The organism is Brevibacillus ruminantium (assembly GCF_023746555.1).
Taxonomy (GTDB): domain Bacteria; phylum Bacillota; class Bacilli; order Brevibacillales; family Brevibacillaceae; genus Brevibacillus; species Brevibacillus ruminantium.
In genome coordinates this window covers 3,977,472-3,994,937 of the sequence record NZ_CP098755.1, presented here as the reverse complement: position 1 = coordinate 3,994,937, position 17,466 = coordinate 3,977,472, and the positions used below count along the sequence as shown (strand labels likewise).

Here is a 17,466-nt window from a genome sequence, read left to right as displayed (position 1 = left end):
GATGAATCACTTTCATATCGTAAAAGAAAAATTGCAGAATAAAACAGGGAAGATTGGCGTCATCGGACTGGGGTATGTCGGATTGCCGCTGGCCATGGAGATGGTAAAGGGCGGGTTTCGCTTATACGGAATTGATTTGGATAAGCGAAAAGTAGAATCCCTTTTGAGCGGCAAGTCTTACATTCAAGATGTTCCCAGCACGGTTGTTGCTGATGCCGTGGATTCCGGCAGGTTTATTCCGACGACGGACTACAGTGTCATTCAAGAGCTGGATGCGATCAGCATTTGTGTCCCCACTCCATTAAGTGAAAATCAGGAACCGGATACTTCCTTTATCAAGAGTGTTGTCAACGAAATCAAAAAATATGTGAAAAAGGGTACGTTGATTGTGCTCGAAAGTACGACATACCCAGGTACTACTGAAGAACTGATTCAATTGGAATTAGAAGCAATCGGGTTAACCGCAGGTGTCGATTTGTTCATCTGTTTTTCGCCAGAGCGTGTTGATCCAGGCAACCGAAACTTCAACACTCACAATACGCCAAAAGTGATTGGCGGCACGACGGAAAGATGCAAAGAGCTAGGTGTGCTTCTCTACAGCAATGTTGTAAAAACAGTCGTTCCGGTCTCTTCTCCAAAGGTAGCAGAAATGTCCAAATTACTGGAAAATACGTTTCGCAGCATCAATATCGCTTTTGTGAATGAATTAGCGATGATGTGCGATAAGATGGGCATTGACGTATGGGAGGTCATTCGAGCAGCTTCGACCAAACCATTTGGATTTATGCCTTTTTATCCAGGTCCCGGAATCGGGGGACATTGCATTCCGCTTGATCCGATGTATTTATCCTGGAAAGCAAAAGAATACCGGTTCTACAGCAAATTTATCGGGCTGGCACAATCGATCAATGATACGATGCCGGAATATGTTTTACATTACGTCGCTCAAGTGCTTAATATTTACGCCAAGTCCATTCGCAACTCGAAAGTGTTGATCCTGGGAATGGCGTATAAACCGGATGTTGATGATCTTCGTGAGTCACCAGGCTTGGAAATCTATGAATTGTTCAAAGAAAGCGGCGCAAAGGTTCAATTCTACGATCCGCATGCCACTTCTTTCCGGGATGACCAGGGAAACGTTGTACATTCGGTCAAATATGACAGCTCCGCATTTGCCGGATATGACTGTATGGTATTGATTACCAACCATCACAGCTTCCGTTATCAGGAATTAGCTGATCTGGGCGTGCCGATCATTGATACACGCAATGCTTTCGCGGATATCAAGTCTGACAACATCTATAAATTAGGGACGGGCATCACGAAAACCGACAGGAAGGTTATTGTAGGGGCTTAATAAGGGGGTGATCCCATCAAGAAACGATTGCAAAGGATCTTTCCACTTCCATACAACCAAAAAAAGAGATGGCTGTTTTTATTGGGGGTTGTAGTTGTCAGTATCATAACAGCGTTATTGTTCGTGCATTTCAATCAGAGCTCCGCTTTACCAAAAGGGACATGGATATGGGATGCTCCGACGATTATTACCGATGGGGAAGAAATCATTTCCTTTTCCAAGCAAAATCATGTGACCGATATCTACCTGTATATTGATCGGAAGAATGTGCCTCCGAAAGCATATGCGCGTTTTATTAAAGAGGCTGCAAAAAATGGAATACGGGTTGAAGCACTCGGTGGTGACCCGACTTGGGGATTGAAAGAAAATCGCGAGCATATTCAAGCGTTTATCGAATGGGTGAAAAGTTACAATTTCAACGCACATGAAAATGAGCGCTTTTCCGGGGTCCATCTGGATATCGAGCCGTACCTCTTGCCGGAATGGGAGAATAACCAGAATGATACGCTTGTGGAATGGCTTTCTAACATGGATTTTGTCGCAAGAGAAGTGAAATCGCTTGGCCATATGGAAGTCACTCTCGATTTGCCATTTTGGATAAACAAGATTGAAATCCCGGGTTACCACGATTATTACCTAGGTACATGGATCCTCAAAAGGTTCAATACCATTGCCCTGATGGACTATCGGAATTACGCCCAAGGCGATGATGGGATCGTCGCCAACGCCCTCGCTGTGGTGAAGGAGGCTTCGTCCATGGGGAAATCGGTGATCGTCGGTGTGGAAATGGGCAACAGTAATGAAGGTGGGAAAACTACCTTCTATGAAAAAGGCTACCGGAAGATGGAAGAAGAGTTGGAGATTGCTCAAAAGGAACTGGGAAAACATGGGGGGTTTCGAGGTTTTGCGATTCATGGTTTCCCGGCCTGGGTGGCGTCCTATCAGGAAACTGTTTTACCAGGTTCGTCGTAGGAATATAAAAGCTGTTATCCAGACCAATCTTGCAAAAGACTGGGCTGGCAACAGCTTTTTTTCCATTGGCTCTTCCTGCATCCCTTAATGGGCTGTTACGAAAAATTCTTATGGAAACCAATCAAGATATCCAAGTCTATGGTGATCTCCGCAGCATCCTGATTTTTAAAGAAATCAATACGCGTATGATCTGACGACCAAATGAGAGGCGCCTTTCTTCATAATGTTAGCGTAACGTGAAGGTGCTTTTAGCAACAGTGAAAGTGGGAGATGAATTTCGGTTAGGCGTAGCCTAAAGTTGTCTCTTTTTTTGTGTCATGATATAATCAGTCTTAGATAAAAGAAAGGCTGTTATATAAATGAAATTAGACAATAATAATCATTCAGTGTTCCTATTGTATTATCATCTTGTTCTGGTCATAAAATATCGCAGAAAAGTGATGGATGATACCATATCTGACTATGCAAAAAATATGTTTGTTCGATTGGGCGAAAGTTACAATATTTCCTTAGTCGAATGGAATCACGATATTGACCATGTGCATATTTTGTTCAAAGCACATCCGAATACTGAAATGTCAAAGTTTATCAATGCCTATAAAAGTGCAAGTTCACGACTTATCAAAAAGCATTTTCCACAGGTGAAAAAGAAACTGTGGAAAGAGTATTTTTGGTCAAGGAGTTTTTGTTTGCTTACAACAGGTGGTGCTCCCATTGAAGTGATAAAAAAATATATAGAAAATCAAGGTGTAAAGTGAGGTGATTCGATATGGCAAACAAAGCATATAAGTTCCGTCTGTATCCAACGCAAGAACAAGAGAAACTCCTTGCCAAAACCTTCGGTTGTGTTCGTTTCGTCTACAACAAAATGTTAGCTGAACGAAAGGAAACATATGAACAATTCAAGGGTGACAAAGAAGCGCTAAAGAAACAAAAGTTTCCTACTCCTGCTAAGTATAAGGAGGAGTTTGCATGGCTCAAAGAAGTAGATAGTCTCGCATTGGCGAACGCCCAACTGAATTTGCAGAAGGCATACAAAAACTTCTTCTCTGGTCGTGCTGAATTTCCGAAGTTCAAAAACCGTAAGGCAGGACAATCCTACACAACCAATGTGGTAAACGGAAACATTATGCTTTTGGATGGCTATATCAAATTGCCGAAACTGAAACTTGTGAAAATGAAGCAACATCGGGAAATTCCGTCGCTTCATATTGTCAAGTCTTGTACGGTTTCTCGAACAAAAACAGGAAAATACTATGTTTCTATTCTCACTGAATACGAACATCAACCTGTACAAAAAGAAGTGCAAGCTGTTGTTGGCTTAGATTTTTCCATGAATGGCTTATTTGTCGATAGTGAAGAAGGTGAGACAGCCAATTACCCTCGTTTCTATCGCCAAGCCTTGGAAAAATTAGCGAAGGAGCAGCGTATTTTATCACGTAGAAAGAAAGGCTCTAGTCGTTGGCACAAACAACGTCTGAAAGTAGCGAAGCTACATGAAAAAATTGCGAACCAACGAAAGGACTTTCTCCATAAGGAATCGCACAAATTAGTGAAACTGTATGACTGCGTGGTTATCGAAGACCTCAACATGAAAGGAATGTCACAAGCACTCCATTTCGGGAAAAGCGTTGCTGATCATGCCTGGGGCATGTTCACGACATTTCTTGGGTACAAGTTAGAAGAGAAAGGGAAAAAGCTTATCAAAATAGATAAATGGTTTCCATCATCCAAAACGTGCTCATGTTGTGGTCAAGTAAAAGAGTCTCTATCCCTTTCTGAGCGTAAATTCCACTGTGATTGTGGTTTTGTGGCAGACAGAGATTGGAACGCTTCCATCAACATCAAACGGGAAGGATTACGCTTATTAGCGTTGGTATAGCAAAAAGAACTCTTGGAACGAGAGGGATAGCTCGGTCAGTTTTCGTTGGCTACTAAAAGCAACGATAAGTCGAGAAGCCCCCACTTCAAAAACTGTAAGGTTTTAAGTGGTGGGTAGTTCACTAATCTCCTTTTAGAGTTTAAGTACTTTCAGGACTCCAGTATAGCATTGCTGTTAGAGACGTTCAAGAAAGTTACACTCTTATCCTCGATTTAGAAAATTACGCACCATATGAATGGGTGACCACTCGGTGTTAGAGTATGTGATGATCGGATACGGAGTAGGGAATAGCTCAGCTGTAATTTCGTGAATATCCTTCCCTTGTTTGGAAAGAGCGAGTACCTTGCCTTCCATTTCTTCTAAATAGTCGATTTTGAGCTGAATCCATTTTTTCGCGTCCCTTACGTGGCCAGCGTGGCAGCAATACATATCTGCAAAATCGTAGGCCTGAATTTTTTTTAGTGAGTCGAGTGTCGTAAGAATATTTTCATCGATCAGCACAAGCTTTACTTTCGGTGTGATAAATAGGTCCCCGGTGAAAATGATCCCTCGATTTCGATTATAAAAGGAGACGTGATCTTTCGTGTGTCCGGGTGTTTCGATGACGTCCCATATATCGTTACGGGATACAAATGATTTGCCGAGTGGTTGGGATGCAAATGTCTCAGGCTGCCCCCAAAATGCTTTGCGATACGTCGGTACACGAAAAGGTTGTTCCGTTACGTGAGTGGACATTTGATGGATAAAGGTCGGAATTTCCCGGTCTTGCTGTAAATAAGCAACATTCCCTGTATGGTCTTCATGGAAATGGGTGAGCATGATTTGGTCGAAATCGGCTTTTTCAAAAAACGGCTGAAACTGTTCAAATAATGACTGCGAGCCCGCATCGATTAAAACGCCGTCAATATTAAAACTGTAAACAGCCAAAGTAACACCAGGAACTTGCAGCGTACACCGCGCCATTACCAGATCATTTTCTTGCAGTATTTCTCCGCTTTTTACTGCAGTTAACATCTAATCACCCCTTTTTGACAGTATATCAGCTCTAAAAATGAATGAACAGTCACTCAATTTTGATTTTGCAAATTTCGTTTTACAAATGAAAGGTAAATCCGTAGGTTCATAAATGATGTATTAGGCTTCCATTCCTTTCCGTTTCTTTCCGTCCCGTTACAATCCGAACGGGAGGAAACATCAGCCAGTGCGGCCCGATGATTCGTACGTCGGCAGCGCCGAGCTGTTCAAACGCATCTGCGTACTCCCGCACATGCTGGAAATCAAGAACGGCGAAGCGTCCACCGGGCTTCAGCACGCGCATCATCTCGGTTATCGCCCGAAACCGCTCCTCGGAGCCGGGAATGTTATGAATGGCCAGGCTGGAGACGACGACATCGAACTCGTTATCCGCAAACGGCATGTTCCTCGCATCGCCGTCCACGATTTCCACTCGTTCGGCCACTCCTTCGATAACGGCGTTTCTCCGCGTCGCGTCAGGATCGTTCCCAGATTGGTCCTGCTTGTTCCAAATATCGACGCCGACCGCTCGTCCTGTGGTTAGCCTGCGGGCCGCAGCATTTAGAACAAGTCCCCGTCCGCATCCGACATCCAGGACCTTTTCGTCGCCGCGAATTGCCACAAGATCAAGCAGTCTCTCCCGCTCGCGAAATTTGCCTACTTTGCTGCTCCATATCATGTACAAAACCTCGGCAGCTAAGATAAGAAAGGAGATCAAGCAAACGAGACCCACTACTTTCCCCAGCCATTGCAGCCGTCCCGAAAACGTGACAATTGCCCCGGCGCCAAGAAGAAGAAGTCCAGCTCCAATCAGTGACAGGTTACGTACGACGATCGGAGCATCAATCCCGTAGTTTCCTCGCCGTTTTTTACGTTGCTTCATTTCCCACACCCCTTAAGCTCGGTTTGGTCGTTACATTTTTTCGGTCCGATACTAGCATAACCTATCACTATTATATATTAGGTTTTGAAACAGATGTCTTGCGGCTGTATTATTAGCGTTAAAAGAGAGTGTTTCCTTCGGGGAGGAAGGACGATGAACGAGCACAGCACTTGCTTCTTGGACGAATCGGTACTCTTGAATTTATCCTCTCACCCGACAAGACCCCCGACTTCAAGGAATGAAATGAGTTGGAATCTCCATCCTCTACGCGATCGGGGTGGAGTAGTTCAACAAAAGTGTGAATAGATTGATGACAAGTAGACTTTTTGCAGGGGAGGACGGGGCGGTGGGCGGTCATTTTCAACTGTTCGGCAGTTTGAAAGTCTCCTTCGACGATGTAGAGGTAACGACGGTTATTTCCGCCGGAAAGGTCAGGCTGCTGCTGGCATACTTGGTTTTAAACCTTGACATGCCGCAAAGCAGGAGGAAACTGGCATTCGATTTCTGGCCGGATTCCACCGACAAGCAAGCCTTGTCCAATTTGCGGAAACTCCTGCATGACCTGCGGGAATGTCTTCCGCAACTGGATCAGTATCTTCATGTCACCCCTGCATATATTCAATGGAAGCAGGAACAGCCCATTTATTCGGATGTGCGGGCGTTTGAACAGGCGGCGAAAGGAACGACCCTCCACGAGCTGCGTATAGCGGAAGAACTGTACAAGGGCGAGCTTTTGCCCGGGTTTTACGAGGAATGGCTCAGTGCCAAGCGCGAATGGCTAGCGCAAACGTATGCAAGCGTCCTGGAAAAACTCGTATCGATTCTGGAGGGGAAACGGGAGTACATATCCGCCATATCCTATGCAAAAAAGCTCTTAGCTCAGAATCATTTAGGAGAAGAAACGTACCGCACACTGATGCGCCTGTACGCCTTGAATAACGATACGGTGAACGTCGTGAAAATGTATCGGCAACTGTGCACCACATTGCACGACGAGCTTGGAATTGAGCCTGCGGAGGAAACCACGCTGCTTTTCGAGAGGCTCACGCAAAAAGGCGGCGAATCGCAGGCTGCTGTATATCGTCAGGCAAGTCATGTAAATAGTCCCACGCCGCTGATCGGCAGAATCGAAGAATGGGGAAAGCTGGTCCGTGTCTGGAAGCAGGTGACAGACGGCAGAAAGACCCTGCTGATCGTGAAAGGGGAGGCGGGAATCGGCAAAACACGATTATCTCTGGAATGTAAAGCGTGGGTGGAGAGCCAGGGAGGGTACACGGCATTTGCCGGATGTTTTCCGTCAGTGCGCTCGCTGGCTTTCACTCCCGTTACGGCATGGCTGAGAAGCCTGCCAATGCCGCCGCTCTCTTTGGCAGTACTGTCGGAATTGTCCCGCTTGCTGCCGGAGTTGTCGGAACGCTACCCGGATTTGCCGCAGCCCACTGCCATCCAGGAAAATTGGCAGGTAATTCGATGGTATGACGCTATCGAACAGATGCTGCTCGCTATGCAGCCGCTGCTGCTTATCCTCGATGACATTCAATGGAGCGACCGGGAGACGCTCCAGCTTCTCTCCTATCTTCTGCGCAGCGATTCCAAAGCCAAACTGTTTGTCATCGCGACGATGAGAACAGACGAGGATCCAGACGATGCTGTCGGCTCTTTTTTTGCCGGACTGCGAATCGAGCGGCGACTGACGGAAATGGAACTTGCCCCGCTCACAGAGGACGAAACGAAGCGACTGATGGCAGCCAGTGTCGGCGATGCTCTGGCGAACCGTCACTCGTCTGGCTTATACGCGAAAACGGGCGGCAATCCGCTATTTATTGTGGAAACATTGCGGGAAACGCGAACGTTCAGCGAGAAGAGTGAAATCGATCTATCCCCTCTCGTTAGAACTGTAATCGAAAACCGATTCAACCAACTTTCCCCGGATAACCGAAGGCTTGCCTCCACCATTGCCGCAATCGGAAGGCCGGTGTCACCTGCGTTGCTGGCGTTGATTCTGGATAGGAAAGAGGAAACCATTCTTGAAAGACTGGAACAATTAATCCAGCGAAAGGTATTGCAGGAAGACGAGAACGGGCAGTTCAATTTTACCCATGATCTCGTAAAGGAAACCGCCTACAAGCTGACAAATGAGAGCAGACGCAGTCAAAGCCACCGTCAAATCGCGGGTGGATTGCTCGCCTTTCACCGGGAGCAGCCTGAAATGGTTGCAGCAGAAATCGCCTTTCATTACGAGCGTGCGGGTGCGGAAAAGGAAGCCATTACCTACTATAAAATGGCCGCATCGGCTGCAGAGAAACTCTACGCCAATGAAACGCGGATCAAATACTATGAAAAGCTGTGCATGCTGCTCCATCCCGAAGAGACCCTGCCCATTCTGATGAAGCTCGGCGATGCTCTGATCCTGGTGGGTGACTGGAGTGGAGCGGAAAAGACTTACAGGCAGTGGCTCGATCGTTTTGGATACGCCATCACCTTCAAAGAGCGAGCTCTCTGCGATGTGGCACTCGGCAATTGCTTGCGCTTGCAAGGAAAATACGAAGAAGCCCGCTTTCATTTGGAACGGGCTCTCCACCATTTCATGCTGATGGAGGAGCAGGCCGGACTCGGCTACGTCTATGGAGCACTGGGTATCTTGCATTATTATATGGGAAATTATGACAAATCATTGCATTATCTGATGGCAAGATTGGAATTGCCCGACGATGAGAATCGAGCGAGGGACGATTGCCGCTTTTTTGCCTTCATCGGTTTCCTGTTTTACGACCAATGCGAATACGAACAAGCCGTTCACTGGTTCAAGCGACAAATTGGGCGCGCCACGGAATGCCGGGATGAATACTCCATCGGGGAAGCGCTGGGCGGATTGGCTCTTGTTTATCTGGAGACAGATGACATGGACCTGGCTTTCGACAACATCGTGGAAAAAATGAACATCAGCAAATCCATCGGGAACCGGATGGGTTTCGCGATGGCGCTCGGGATGTTGGGCAAGTATTATCATCTGCAAGGATGGGGCGAGCAAGCGGAGCCGTGTATCGCCTTTTGTCTGGAGGAAGCGGTCCTGATCAGGGATTGGCATATAGCGGCAGTCGTACTCGGAATTGAAGGGTGCATTCTCATGGATCAGCACCGGTATGAAGAGGCCGAGCTGATGATCGGTCGCTCGATACGATTGGCTGAGCAAACCCGCATCCCTTTCTTCGAATGCGAAGGACTCTACTTTCGAAGTTTGCTGAGGCAGCGCGAGAATCAAGCTCAAAGCGCCGTGGAGGCCGCCGCGGAAGCGCTGGAAATCGCCAATCGGCTCAAAAGACGGGAGATGCAGGTTCTGCTTCTTTCGCAGCTTTCACATTTGAAAGTGGAGTTGGGATGGGTAAGTCCCGGCGTGGCAATGAGGCAATTGCAGAAGATGCTGAAACAATATTCCGGTCAACGGGAGCAAGCCGCCATCCGCTTGGCAATGTGGAAGCTGCAGCCCAATTCGCCCGAGCGCCGCACCGCTGCGCTTTTGTTGAACGAAGAACTCTATCGAAAGTCAGGCAAACAAGAATATCTCAGCCGGTGCCGAGTCATGAACGGCCCCGCGCAAGCTGCTCCCGCGCGACCGCTGCCTCCACTTGCAGCTCTGGCAACGCAAAACAAAAGAATCACTCCGAACATCCTGTCGGAAATCGAGCGATATCTTGACTCATCCAATTGAAACGCTTTTTAGTGCGCCCCCCTCTTTCGAGATCGATCGGAAGAAGGGGTTTTTTCATGATCGTTTGTAACGCTTTTGAAGCGGGCCTTTTATTAGGATGAAGTATGGTTTTATATCGTGATGGAAGGGTGCATGCTTGATGTTTTTTAAACAATCGAAAACAGCGAAAATCATCTTTTTTCTCGTTGCCATCCTGGTCACCTCTGTTGGGTCGGCTTTTGCCGCAGTCAATCTGCAGCCGATTCAGGCATTTTTAAACCGAAGTGTTACGTTTGTGGTGAAAGGGGAACGATGGCAGCCCAAGGACGCATCTGGACAACCTCTGACGGCGATTCAGTATAACGGGAGCAACTATTTGCCCGTTCGCGCTTTGGCAGAAGCGCTAAAAGTGCCGATTGACTACGATAGTGCTACACAAACCATTTACATTGGAGGCAAACCGGGAGTAAAAACACCGCTTTTCGCCATGCCGATCGAGATTGACAATATCTATGTGACACAGACAAAAGACACTGCAGAAACGATGGTAAACGGGAAACAATTCCAACAAGTTTTAAAGATCGACCAATATGGAGACGTTTACTTTACCCTTGACCGTAAATATAAGCGCCTCGTCTTGGATGCCGCTGTCATAAGCCCAGGAGAGCATGATGTTGAATTTTCGCTGTATAATGCGGCGAGCATGGCAGGAAACACAGCCGAGACTGTCCTGGAAAAGCACACAGTTAGTCCGGAAGACCGGATGAAGACGATGATCTTTAACGTAGAAGGTCTGGAAAAAATCAAAATCCACGTACAAAGCCCTAATCTAAACCCCTATATTTATGCCAGGATTTTAGACACCTCCTATTTTGATAACGGAGAATCTTCCGCTACGGACAGTCCCAGCGTCAAATAAACATGAGAATACGGAGTGTTGTCATGAAAGCGTTCAGAACGGTTTGTTTGCTCATTTTTTGCGTTCTAGTGTCGGCCGCACTCACTGGATGCGGGGGAGGCAGCATCCAAAAGACTTCTGAAGACAGCGAGACTAAGTCGCCCGCAACCGAAAAGACTGGGACAGGCGAGGAAAAACCAGAGCCACAGAAAGAAGCAACTGAAAGCGTCGAATCTCCAAAGGAAACACCCATGAATGTGGTGGATATGCCCAATCAGAATGTGATCACGGCGGAAATGACACAGCAAGGGGTAAAGCCTTCCGATTCCGTTCCAACGGACATTCCCATTTTGGAAAATGCCCGGAATCAAACGGCGATCAAAATCGGCGATGGAACAAACCCAGGAGACCCCTATTACCTTGTCCAGTTTGTCGTAGAGGAATCTGTCGAGAAAACGGGTGAGCGATATCGGCAAATTTTGAAAGAAAACGGGTTTGAAATTTCTGAGGAATCGGTCACGGACGGTATGCCAAGCTTCCAAGTGAACACGGATTTATGGGAAGTTACGGTAAAAATCCTTCGAATGTTAAATGAAACGACGGTTTGGATCAGTTACGTGAAAAAATAGGTGGGTTTCAGAGAGGAAGTTCATAGAAGAGAAAAAATCGCTCAGGTGACGTGATGATCCCCTAAGCGATTTTTTATGTTTGCCAAGCGTTTTTTCACACAATCATTGCCCAACAATCTTCTTAAAGCGTCCGACCAGCGGCACGACAATGAGTCCGGCTACCACAACCTGAAGAACGTTTCCGGGGATGGAGCCGAATGGCTGAATCCAGTTACTGTAAAGGATCACTTCGACAAAATAGTAGCCCACGATTTTAATCACAAGTGCAGCGGCAACTGCCAATGTGTAAACAAGTACTTTTTTGCCAGGTACCTTTTCAGCGATGAGGCCGGCTACATAGCCCATTGCTCCTACGATGACGAATGTAAACGGCGCCCATGCCGTCCAACCGGAGATAACATCGAAGAGGCCCATTCCAAAGGCGCCTGCGATGGCTCCCGTTCTTCTGCCAAAAACAAAGGCTGCAATAAAAAGTGGCACGTTGCCCAGATGAATGAGGCCGCCGTTACCCATGAAGGGGAGCCTGATGTTTATGAACATGGTGGCAGCAAGGGTAAAAGCGATGAAAAGGGCATTGATGACCAGGGTCTTTGTCTTCGTTGTTTTTTTCTGTGAGAATGAATCCATATGATTGCCTCTTTCTTTTTTACCTATTATCATACTCGCAATCCGGTAATTATGAAATATATTTAAAATGATTGATAACTGCAATCTGGGCAGCACCCCAGTCATCTGGTTAAAAACCTACATATCGTAACGGGAGGAGAAAAAACAGGGGGTGTTTTTTTTGCACAGTCCAATGCCAGGTCAGAGGTATACCAGTCATGCTTCCCGTCTCACTTTGCTTGATTGGAAGCGAGGGGATGTAACGGGAGACGGTATCGTGGATAACGTCTACTTATACGGAGATACATCCGCAGGAGCCGGAAACTTTGCAGACCACATCACACTGGTGATCGAAGATGGATTTTCCCATAAACAGACGAAAGTACCATTAAAAAACAATGCAGGCTATCATGCAAGGCTGTTCCTTGGGGATTTTTCGAAAGATAACGTACCCGACATACTGGTCAGCATTGATTCGGGAGGAAGCGGCGGCTACGGCTTCTTCTATATCTATTCATGTAAAAATAACATTCTGCACGAAATGTTTGATGTTGATCATTACAATCAAGCGCATAAATTCCATGTGAATTATGAGGACTTTTATAAAGTAGGCGTCGGGAGTCCCACGTTAGACGTGTTGTTCACGATTGACATTAGCAATAAAGGGTACGACTATGTGTCGAAATATTACTTCGAAAATGGAAAGCTAAAACAACCTGTTACAGGAGAAGTTCTCGCTTTAGGTGCGCTGTATCCCATTGTGACCAATGAAAAGAGGATGGGATACGATATACTCGCTTTTCAGCGGATTATTGGCACGACAAATGCTGATACATTGGGGTATGTCGAAAACCTTTTGACCTGGAATGGGACTCAATTTCAATCTATGCGATTGACCGTAGCCATACTTGGCACAAAACTGATTAGCCTTTACTAGTTAGAATCCCGTCCCGTTTTCCTTCGCGAAACGGGTTTTTCTTTCTCCCCCTTGTCTCCACTGTAAAAGTCAAGGAAAATGGAACTGTATGACACGACAACCAAAAAAGGGATTTACCAACATGCCAAACGATAACCTTTGGGGAAAACTTCTATTTTCGCCTACCATTCTGAACAAAACCAAACTCGCGAGCTCCGTTCAAGCTAAAACAATCGTGATAACAGGGGCCAGCTCCGGAATCGGCGAGCAATTGGCCTATCTTCTTGCCGATTACCCGGTTCACTTGATCCTGGTCGCCAGAAGAGGGGAAAAACTCCAACAAATGAAGCGGGAAATCGAAAAGAAGTCTGCCCGTGTTAGCTGCTATCAAGCCGACCTTCGAGATGCAAAGGAGCGGGAAGGGTTCCTTGCATTTCTTCATCAACAGCCTGCCGGGGTGGATATCGTGGTGAACAATGCGGGCCACTCCATTCGACGCTCCATTCAGGACTCCCTGGATCGCTATCACGATTTTACGCGAACCATGGCGATCAATTATTTTGCGCCCGTCCAATTGCTGTTATCGCTTATTCCTCAGCTTCAACGAAATCAGGGGAAGGTCATCAATATTTCTACCATCAACACGTCGTTAATCCCTCTCCCGTATTGGGCAGCATATCAGGCTTCCAAATCAGCCTTCGATACATGGTTTCGATCCGCTGCACCTGAATTGAATGCAATCGGAATCGCAACGACATCCATCTATCTTCCATTAGTGAAAACACCGATGATTCTGCCAACAAAAGCCTATCAAAACATGCCGGCCATGAGCGCACAGCACGCAGCGCAATGGATCGCCAAAACGATGTATACCAAACGAAAAACCATCATGCCGTGGTGGCTGATTTTCGGACAGTTGGCCTCCATTTTTGGCAGAAGATTTTGGGAATGGGCCATTCCACGATGGCTCCGAAAGAGGAGGGGGTGAGGGTGCGGATCTTACGTCTGTTCACGGCTCTCTACAAAATGGGAATACTCTCACCAGCCGTCTTGTATCGGGTGTTTGCTGCGATCTATCAATACGGAATCAATGTGATGACGCTCCTAAAGATTGCGGAGAGACTGTATGGTCATCAAATCGCATTGGTGGATGACCGGGAAACGCTCAGCTTTCAGCAGCTATGTTCCCAATCAGAGCGACTTTCTACCATTTTGAAGCAAAAATATGCTCTTACGCGTGGAAAGAAGGTCGGGTTATTGTGCAAAAACCATGCTTCCCTAATGAAAACTATTTTTGCAGCTTCCTTTACGGGTGCAGACATTTTATTGCTCAATACCGAAATGAGCAAGGGACAGTTGGAGCGGGTATTGGATGAAAATGATGTAGATTTGCTTGTTTATGATGAGGAGATGACCTCATTGCTAGAGCAATCATCATACACGAAGGACAAGCTGCTAAGCTATCACGGCTCTTTGCCTTCCATCAATCATTTGCTCGATTCATCCGTTGAGGTAAAACAGAAGCGGCAGAGAACCTCTTCAAGCAAGTTGATCCTGCTTACAGGCGGTACCACCGGCAAATCAAAAAAAGTGGCACACCACTCCTCGTTATTCAATTATTTGCCGCCGTTTTCAGCGCTGCTTACCAGACTTCAGCTGCTGCGTTACCACACGGCTTACATTGCGACCCCCATTTATCATGGATATGGTCTCGCCATCATGCTGTTGTTCATTGCATTAGGGAAGAAAACCGTCGTCACATCCGGCTTTGACGCCGCAAAGGCATGTGGCCTTGTAAAACGACACAACGTCGAAGTCATAACGGTTGTTCCGTTAATGCTAAAGAAAATGCTGAAAGAGAATGTCGAGGCTTTGAAGTCTCTTCGTTGCATCGCATCTGGCGGAGCCCAGCTCAATCCCAAGCTCGTATCCGAGGTATTCAGCAAATTAGGTGAGGTCTTGTACAATCTGTACGGGACTTCGGAAGCTGGCTTGAATATCATTGCGACTCCACAGGATTTAAAGGATTCTCCGCAAACGATCGGCAAAAAAATAAAGAACGCGAGATTGCAATTGTTGAAGGACGATAAAAGCGTGTGTAGAGCAGGGGAAGTCGGTCAATTTTGCATAAAAAATTTCTGGTCCATGCGAAATGCCAACCGTTCCTGGATTGAAACGGGTGATCTGGGTTGCCGGGACGAGCATGGCTTTTATTATTTATGCGGAAGGATCGATGATATGGTTGTGTCGGCTGGAGAAAATGTTTATCCTATTGAACTCGAACAGATCCTTATCGAACATCCTTCGGTAGAAGACGCAGCGGTTATCGGGGTTTATGATGAAGCATTTGGGCAAAGATTGAAAGCGATCGTTCAGCCTGTTTCAAATGCTATACTGACAAAAGAGTCGCTGATGGAATGGCTCCGCCCGAGAGTGGCGAGGTACCAAATGCCCAAAGAGATCGTCTTTGTGGAACAGATCGCCTATACACATTTGGGGAAACGAGATACAAAGCGGCTTAGATGAACTGTCACATTTTCCTATAAAGTGACTCATCTTTGTTATCATGAACTGTGACAAGATGTTAATTGTTTGGAAGTAATTAGTAATTTTTGAAAGAATAATAAAGATGATCAGGTAATAAATCTGTACACATAAGGAGATAAAACTATGGCAAAAAACAGATTACTAAGAATGGACAATGTTGGCATCGTTGTAGAATCCCTTGATGACGCTATCTCTTTCTTCGAGGAGTTTGGCTTGAAGCTCGAAGGGCGAGCTACTGTGGAAGGTGAATGGGCTGGTCGCGTAACCGGGCTGGGTTCACAGTGTGTAGAGATTGCTATGATGGTTACCCCAGATGGCCACAGCCGACTTGAACTTTCGCGATTTCTCACCCCACCTACTATATCAGATCACCGAACTGCTCCTGTAAATGCCCTCGGTTATCTACGCGTCATGTTTACCGTTGAAGACATTGACGAAATGGTATCCAGACTCGCTAAGTATGGCGCTCAGCTCGTTGGCGAAGTGGTTCAGTACGAGGACTCGTATCGGCTCTGCTACATTCGTGGAATTGAAGGACTTCTAATCGGTTTGGCGGAACAACTCGGTAATAAATAAGTGACGTTTAACATTGTGGAAAAGCGTACGCAGATTCCCCCCAACCCAGTCTAATGCTATTTTTATTTCAAAATTAGAAATCAGAGAAGGAAAATGAGTTAAGATTGATAGGAAAGTGATACACACCCGACAAGAAAGGAGAAAATACATGCGCGTCTATCTTCCGTTGCAGCCACCTGCACTCCAAAACGAAACATCAGATTCCCATTATCGCTATCGAGAGTTTTTGCCAAGCAACGAGTTGGAATCTTATGTTGCATGTTATTGGACCCTTGATGCGAATGTATCGGAGAGGAATCATCTGCACCGCATCATACCGGATGGATGTGTAGATATTATTTTTGATTTAAACGCTTCGTCCTCTACAAATGCCGCATTTGCGGTAGGATTGATGACCACCTATGAAACGATAAACCTTACCGTAAACCAGTCCTTATTTGGCATCCGCTTCTTTTCGGACACTGCACGTCGATTGATACGATATCCTGTCTCTGAATTAATGAGTTATCATGTGTTTCTTGAAGAGATTTGGGGAAGTGAGGGAAAGTTTATTGCGGAAGAAGTGACATCAGCCAATAATAGATCGGAAATGATTGAACGCGTTGAAACTCTGTTAATAAGACTTTTGCTTCAAAATGAATCAAATTCCGATCAACTGCTGCAATCAAGCATGAAATACATGTATGCAAGTCAAGGCACGATCTCGGTTCGCATGTTATCGGAAAAACTTGGCTATAGTGAAAGGAAAGTAAGAAGAACCTTTCAAAAGGAATTGGGGATCAGTCCAAAAGAACTGTTAGACATCCTTCGCTTTCAGTACATGCTGCGGGAGATGAAAAAGGGCGTTCCGTCCCGTTTAACTGATCTGGCATTAAATTATGGATTCTATGATCAACCACACTTTAATCGCAATTTTAAACGCTTTTACGGGTTAACTCCTGGTCAAGTGTTTACCTAACTTTGTCCGTTTTTTACAATTACAATCGAACTTAACTATGTATCATCTACGTAAAACGGTGTCAAATAATCAATTGATGGAGGAATAGTAATAATGAAACCACGCATATCGGTACTTACCTTGGGTGTGGATGATTTGGAAAGGTCATTGACCTTCTACCGTGATGGACTAGGCTTGCCGACAGAGGGGATCGTAGGCAGAGAATTCGAGCACGGAGCGGTTGCCTTTTTTGACTTGCAGGCAGGAGTAAAACTAGCAATCTGGAATCGCTGCGATCTTGCCCATGAGACGAAGGTTCCGCTGACATCACCGAGCTCATCCGAAATGACGATTGGTCACAATGTCGGGAGCAAGGAAGAAGTGGACAAGATCATGGAACAAGCAGAAAAGGCAGGTGCGACGATAACAGACCCTGCACATGATGCCTTTTGGGGAGGGTACTCGGGCCACTTTATGGACCCGGATGGACATTTATGGGAAATCGTTTGGAATCCGTTCTGGAAGATCGATGAGTAAATATTGGATGAGGCAACCACTTTG

The 17,466-nt window shown here is 46.1% G+C and carries 16 protein-coding genes; 13 read left to right on the top strand and 3 right to left on the bottom strand.

What is annotated here, in order from left to right; translation table 11 throughout:
• The first annotated feature begins 1 nt into the window (after position 1).
• The 4 genes from NDK47_RS19780 (at position 2) to NDK47_RS19765 (ending at position 4,211) form a co-directional block, all read left to right on the top strand.
• Positions 2–1,357 (top strand): nucleotide sugar dehydrogenase, encoded by a 1,356-nt coding sequence (locus NDK47_RS19780; RefSeq protein WP_251871491.1) that lies wholly within the window; start codon positions 2–4, stop codon positions 1,355–1,357.
• 231 nt (positions 1,358–1,588) lie between these two features.
• Positions 1,589–2,329 (top strand): hypothetical protein, encoded by a 741-nt coding sequence (locus NDK47_RS19775; RefSeq protein WP_251871490.1) that lies wholly within the window; start codon positions 1,589–1,591, stop codon positions 2,327–2,329.
• A 359-nt stretch (positions 2,330–2,688) separates the two neighbouring features.
• Positions 2,689–3,087, top strand: a complete 399-nt coding sequence (gene tnpA / locus NDK47_RS19770) for an IS200/IS605 family transposase (protein WP_251871489.1) — start codon at positions 2,689–2,691, stop codon at positions 3,085–3,087.
• 11 nt (positions 3,088–3,098) lie between these two features.
• Positions 3,099–4,211: an RNA-guided endonuclease TnpB family protein gene (locus NDK47_RS19765; RefSeq protein WP_251871488.1), complete on the top strand. Its 1,113-nt coding sequence runs from the start codon at positions 3,099–3,101 to the stop codon at positions 4,209–4,211.
• 201 nt (positions 4,212–4,412) lie between these two features.
• On the opposite strand, the gene NDK47_RS19760 is transcribed toward NDK47_RS19765, so the two are convergent.
• Positions 4,413–5,225 carry an MBL fold metallo-hydrolase gene (locus tag NDK47_RS19760; RefSeq protein ID WP_251871487.1) on the bottom strand — a complete coding sequence of 271 codons (813 nt, stop codon included), beginning with the start codon at positions 5,223–5,225 and terminating at the stop codon, positions 4,413–4,415.
• A gap of 106 nt (positions 5,226–5,331) precedes the next feature.
• Positions 5,332–6,108 carry a class I SAM-dependent methyltransferase gene (locus NDK47_RS19755; protein ID WP_251871486.1) on the bottom strand — a complete coding sequence of 259 codons (777 nt, stop codon included), beginning with the start codon at positions 6,106–6,108 and terminating at the stop codon, positions 5,332–5,334.
• A gap of 310 nt (positions 6,109–6,418) precedes the next feature.
• Here NDK47_RS19755 and NDK47_RS19750 point away from each other — a divergent pair, with 310 nt between their 5' ends.
• The 3 genes from NDK47_RS19750 to NDK47_RS19740 all read left to right on the top strand — a co-directional run bounded on the left by NDK47_RS19750 (position 6,419) and on the right by NDK47_RS19740 (position 11,323).
• Positions 6,419–9,817, top strand: a complete 3,399-nt coding sequence (locus NDK47_RS19750; RefSeq protein WP_251871485.1) for an ATP-binding protein — start codon at positions 6,419–6,421, stop codon at positions 9,815–9,817.
• A gap of 139 nt (positions 9,818–9,956) precedes the next feature.
• Positions 9,957–10,715 carry a copper amine oxidase N-terminal domain-containing protein gene (locus NDK47_RS19745; protein ID WP_251871484.1) on the top strand — a complete coding sequence of 253 codons (759 nt, stop codon included), beginning with the start codon at positions 9,957–9,959 and terminating at the stop codon, positions 10,713–10,715.
• 230 nt (positions 10,716–10,945) lie between these two features.
• Positions 10,946–11,323 carry a hypothetical protein gene (locus tag NDK47_RS19740; RefSeq protein WP_251871483.1) on the top strand — a complete coding sequence of 126 codons (378 nt, stop codon included), beginning with the start codon at positions 10,946–10,948 and terminating at the stop codon, positions 11,321–11,323.
• Between the two features lie 102 nt (positions 11,324–11,425).
• Here NDK47_RS19740 and NDK47_RS19735 read toward each other — a convergent pair whose 3' ends face one another.
• On the bottom strand, positions 11,426–11,950 hold the full coding sequence (locus NDK47_RS19735) for an ECF transporter S component (RefSeq protein WP_251876256.1): 525 nt from the start codon (positions 11,948–11,950) through the stop codon (positions 11,426–11,428).
• 160 nt (positions 11,951–12,110) lie between these two features.
• Here NDK47_RS19735 and NDK47_RS19730 point away from each other — a divergent pair, with 160 nt between their 5' ends.
• The 6 genes from NDK47_RS19730 to NDK47_RS19705 all read left to right on the top strand — a co-directional run bounded on the left by NDK47_RS19730 (position 12,111) and on the right by NDK47_RS19705 (position 17,442).
• Positions 12,111–12,866, top strand: coding sequence for a YybI family spore inner coat protein (locus tag NDK47_RS19730; protein ID WP_251871482.1), 756 nt, complete (start codon positions 12,111–12,113; stop codon positions 12,864–12,866).
• Between the two features lie 88 nt (positions 12,867–12,954).
• Entirely contained in the window at positions 12,955–13,833 is an 879-nt protein-coding gene (locus tag NDK47_RS19725; protein ID WP_251871481.1) for an SDR family NAD(P)-dependent oxidoreductase, read from the top strand.
• A 2-nt stretch (positions 13,834–13,835) separates the two neighbouring features.
• Positions 13,836–15,371, top strand: a complete 1,536-nt coding sequence (locus NDK47_RS19720; RefSeq protein WP_251871480.1) for an AMP-binding protein — start codon at positions 13,836–13,838, stop codon at positions 15,369–15,371.
• 144 nt (positions 15,372–15,515) lie between these two features.
• Positions 15,516–15,968 (top strand): VOC family protein, encoded by a 453-nt coding sequence (locus NDK47_RS19715; protein ID WP_251871479.1) that lies wholly within the window; start codon positions 15,516–15,518, stop codon positions 15,966–15,968.
• A gap of 148 nt (positions 15,969–16,116) precedes the next feature.
• Positions 16,117–16,926: a helix-turn-helix transcriptional regulator gene (locus tag NDK47_RS19710; protein WP_251871478.1), complete on the top strand. Its 810-nt coding sequence runs from the start codon at positions 16,117–16,119 to the stop codon at positions 16,924–16,926.
• 93 nt (positions 16,927–17,019) lie between these two features.
• Positions 17,020–17,442, top strand: coding sequence for a VOC family protein (locus NDK47_RS19705; RefSeq protein WP_251871477.1), 423 nt, complete (start codon positions 17,020–17,022; stop codon positions 17,440–17,442).
• Positions 17,443–17,466 lie beyond the last annotated feature (24 nt).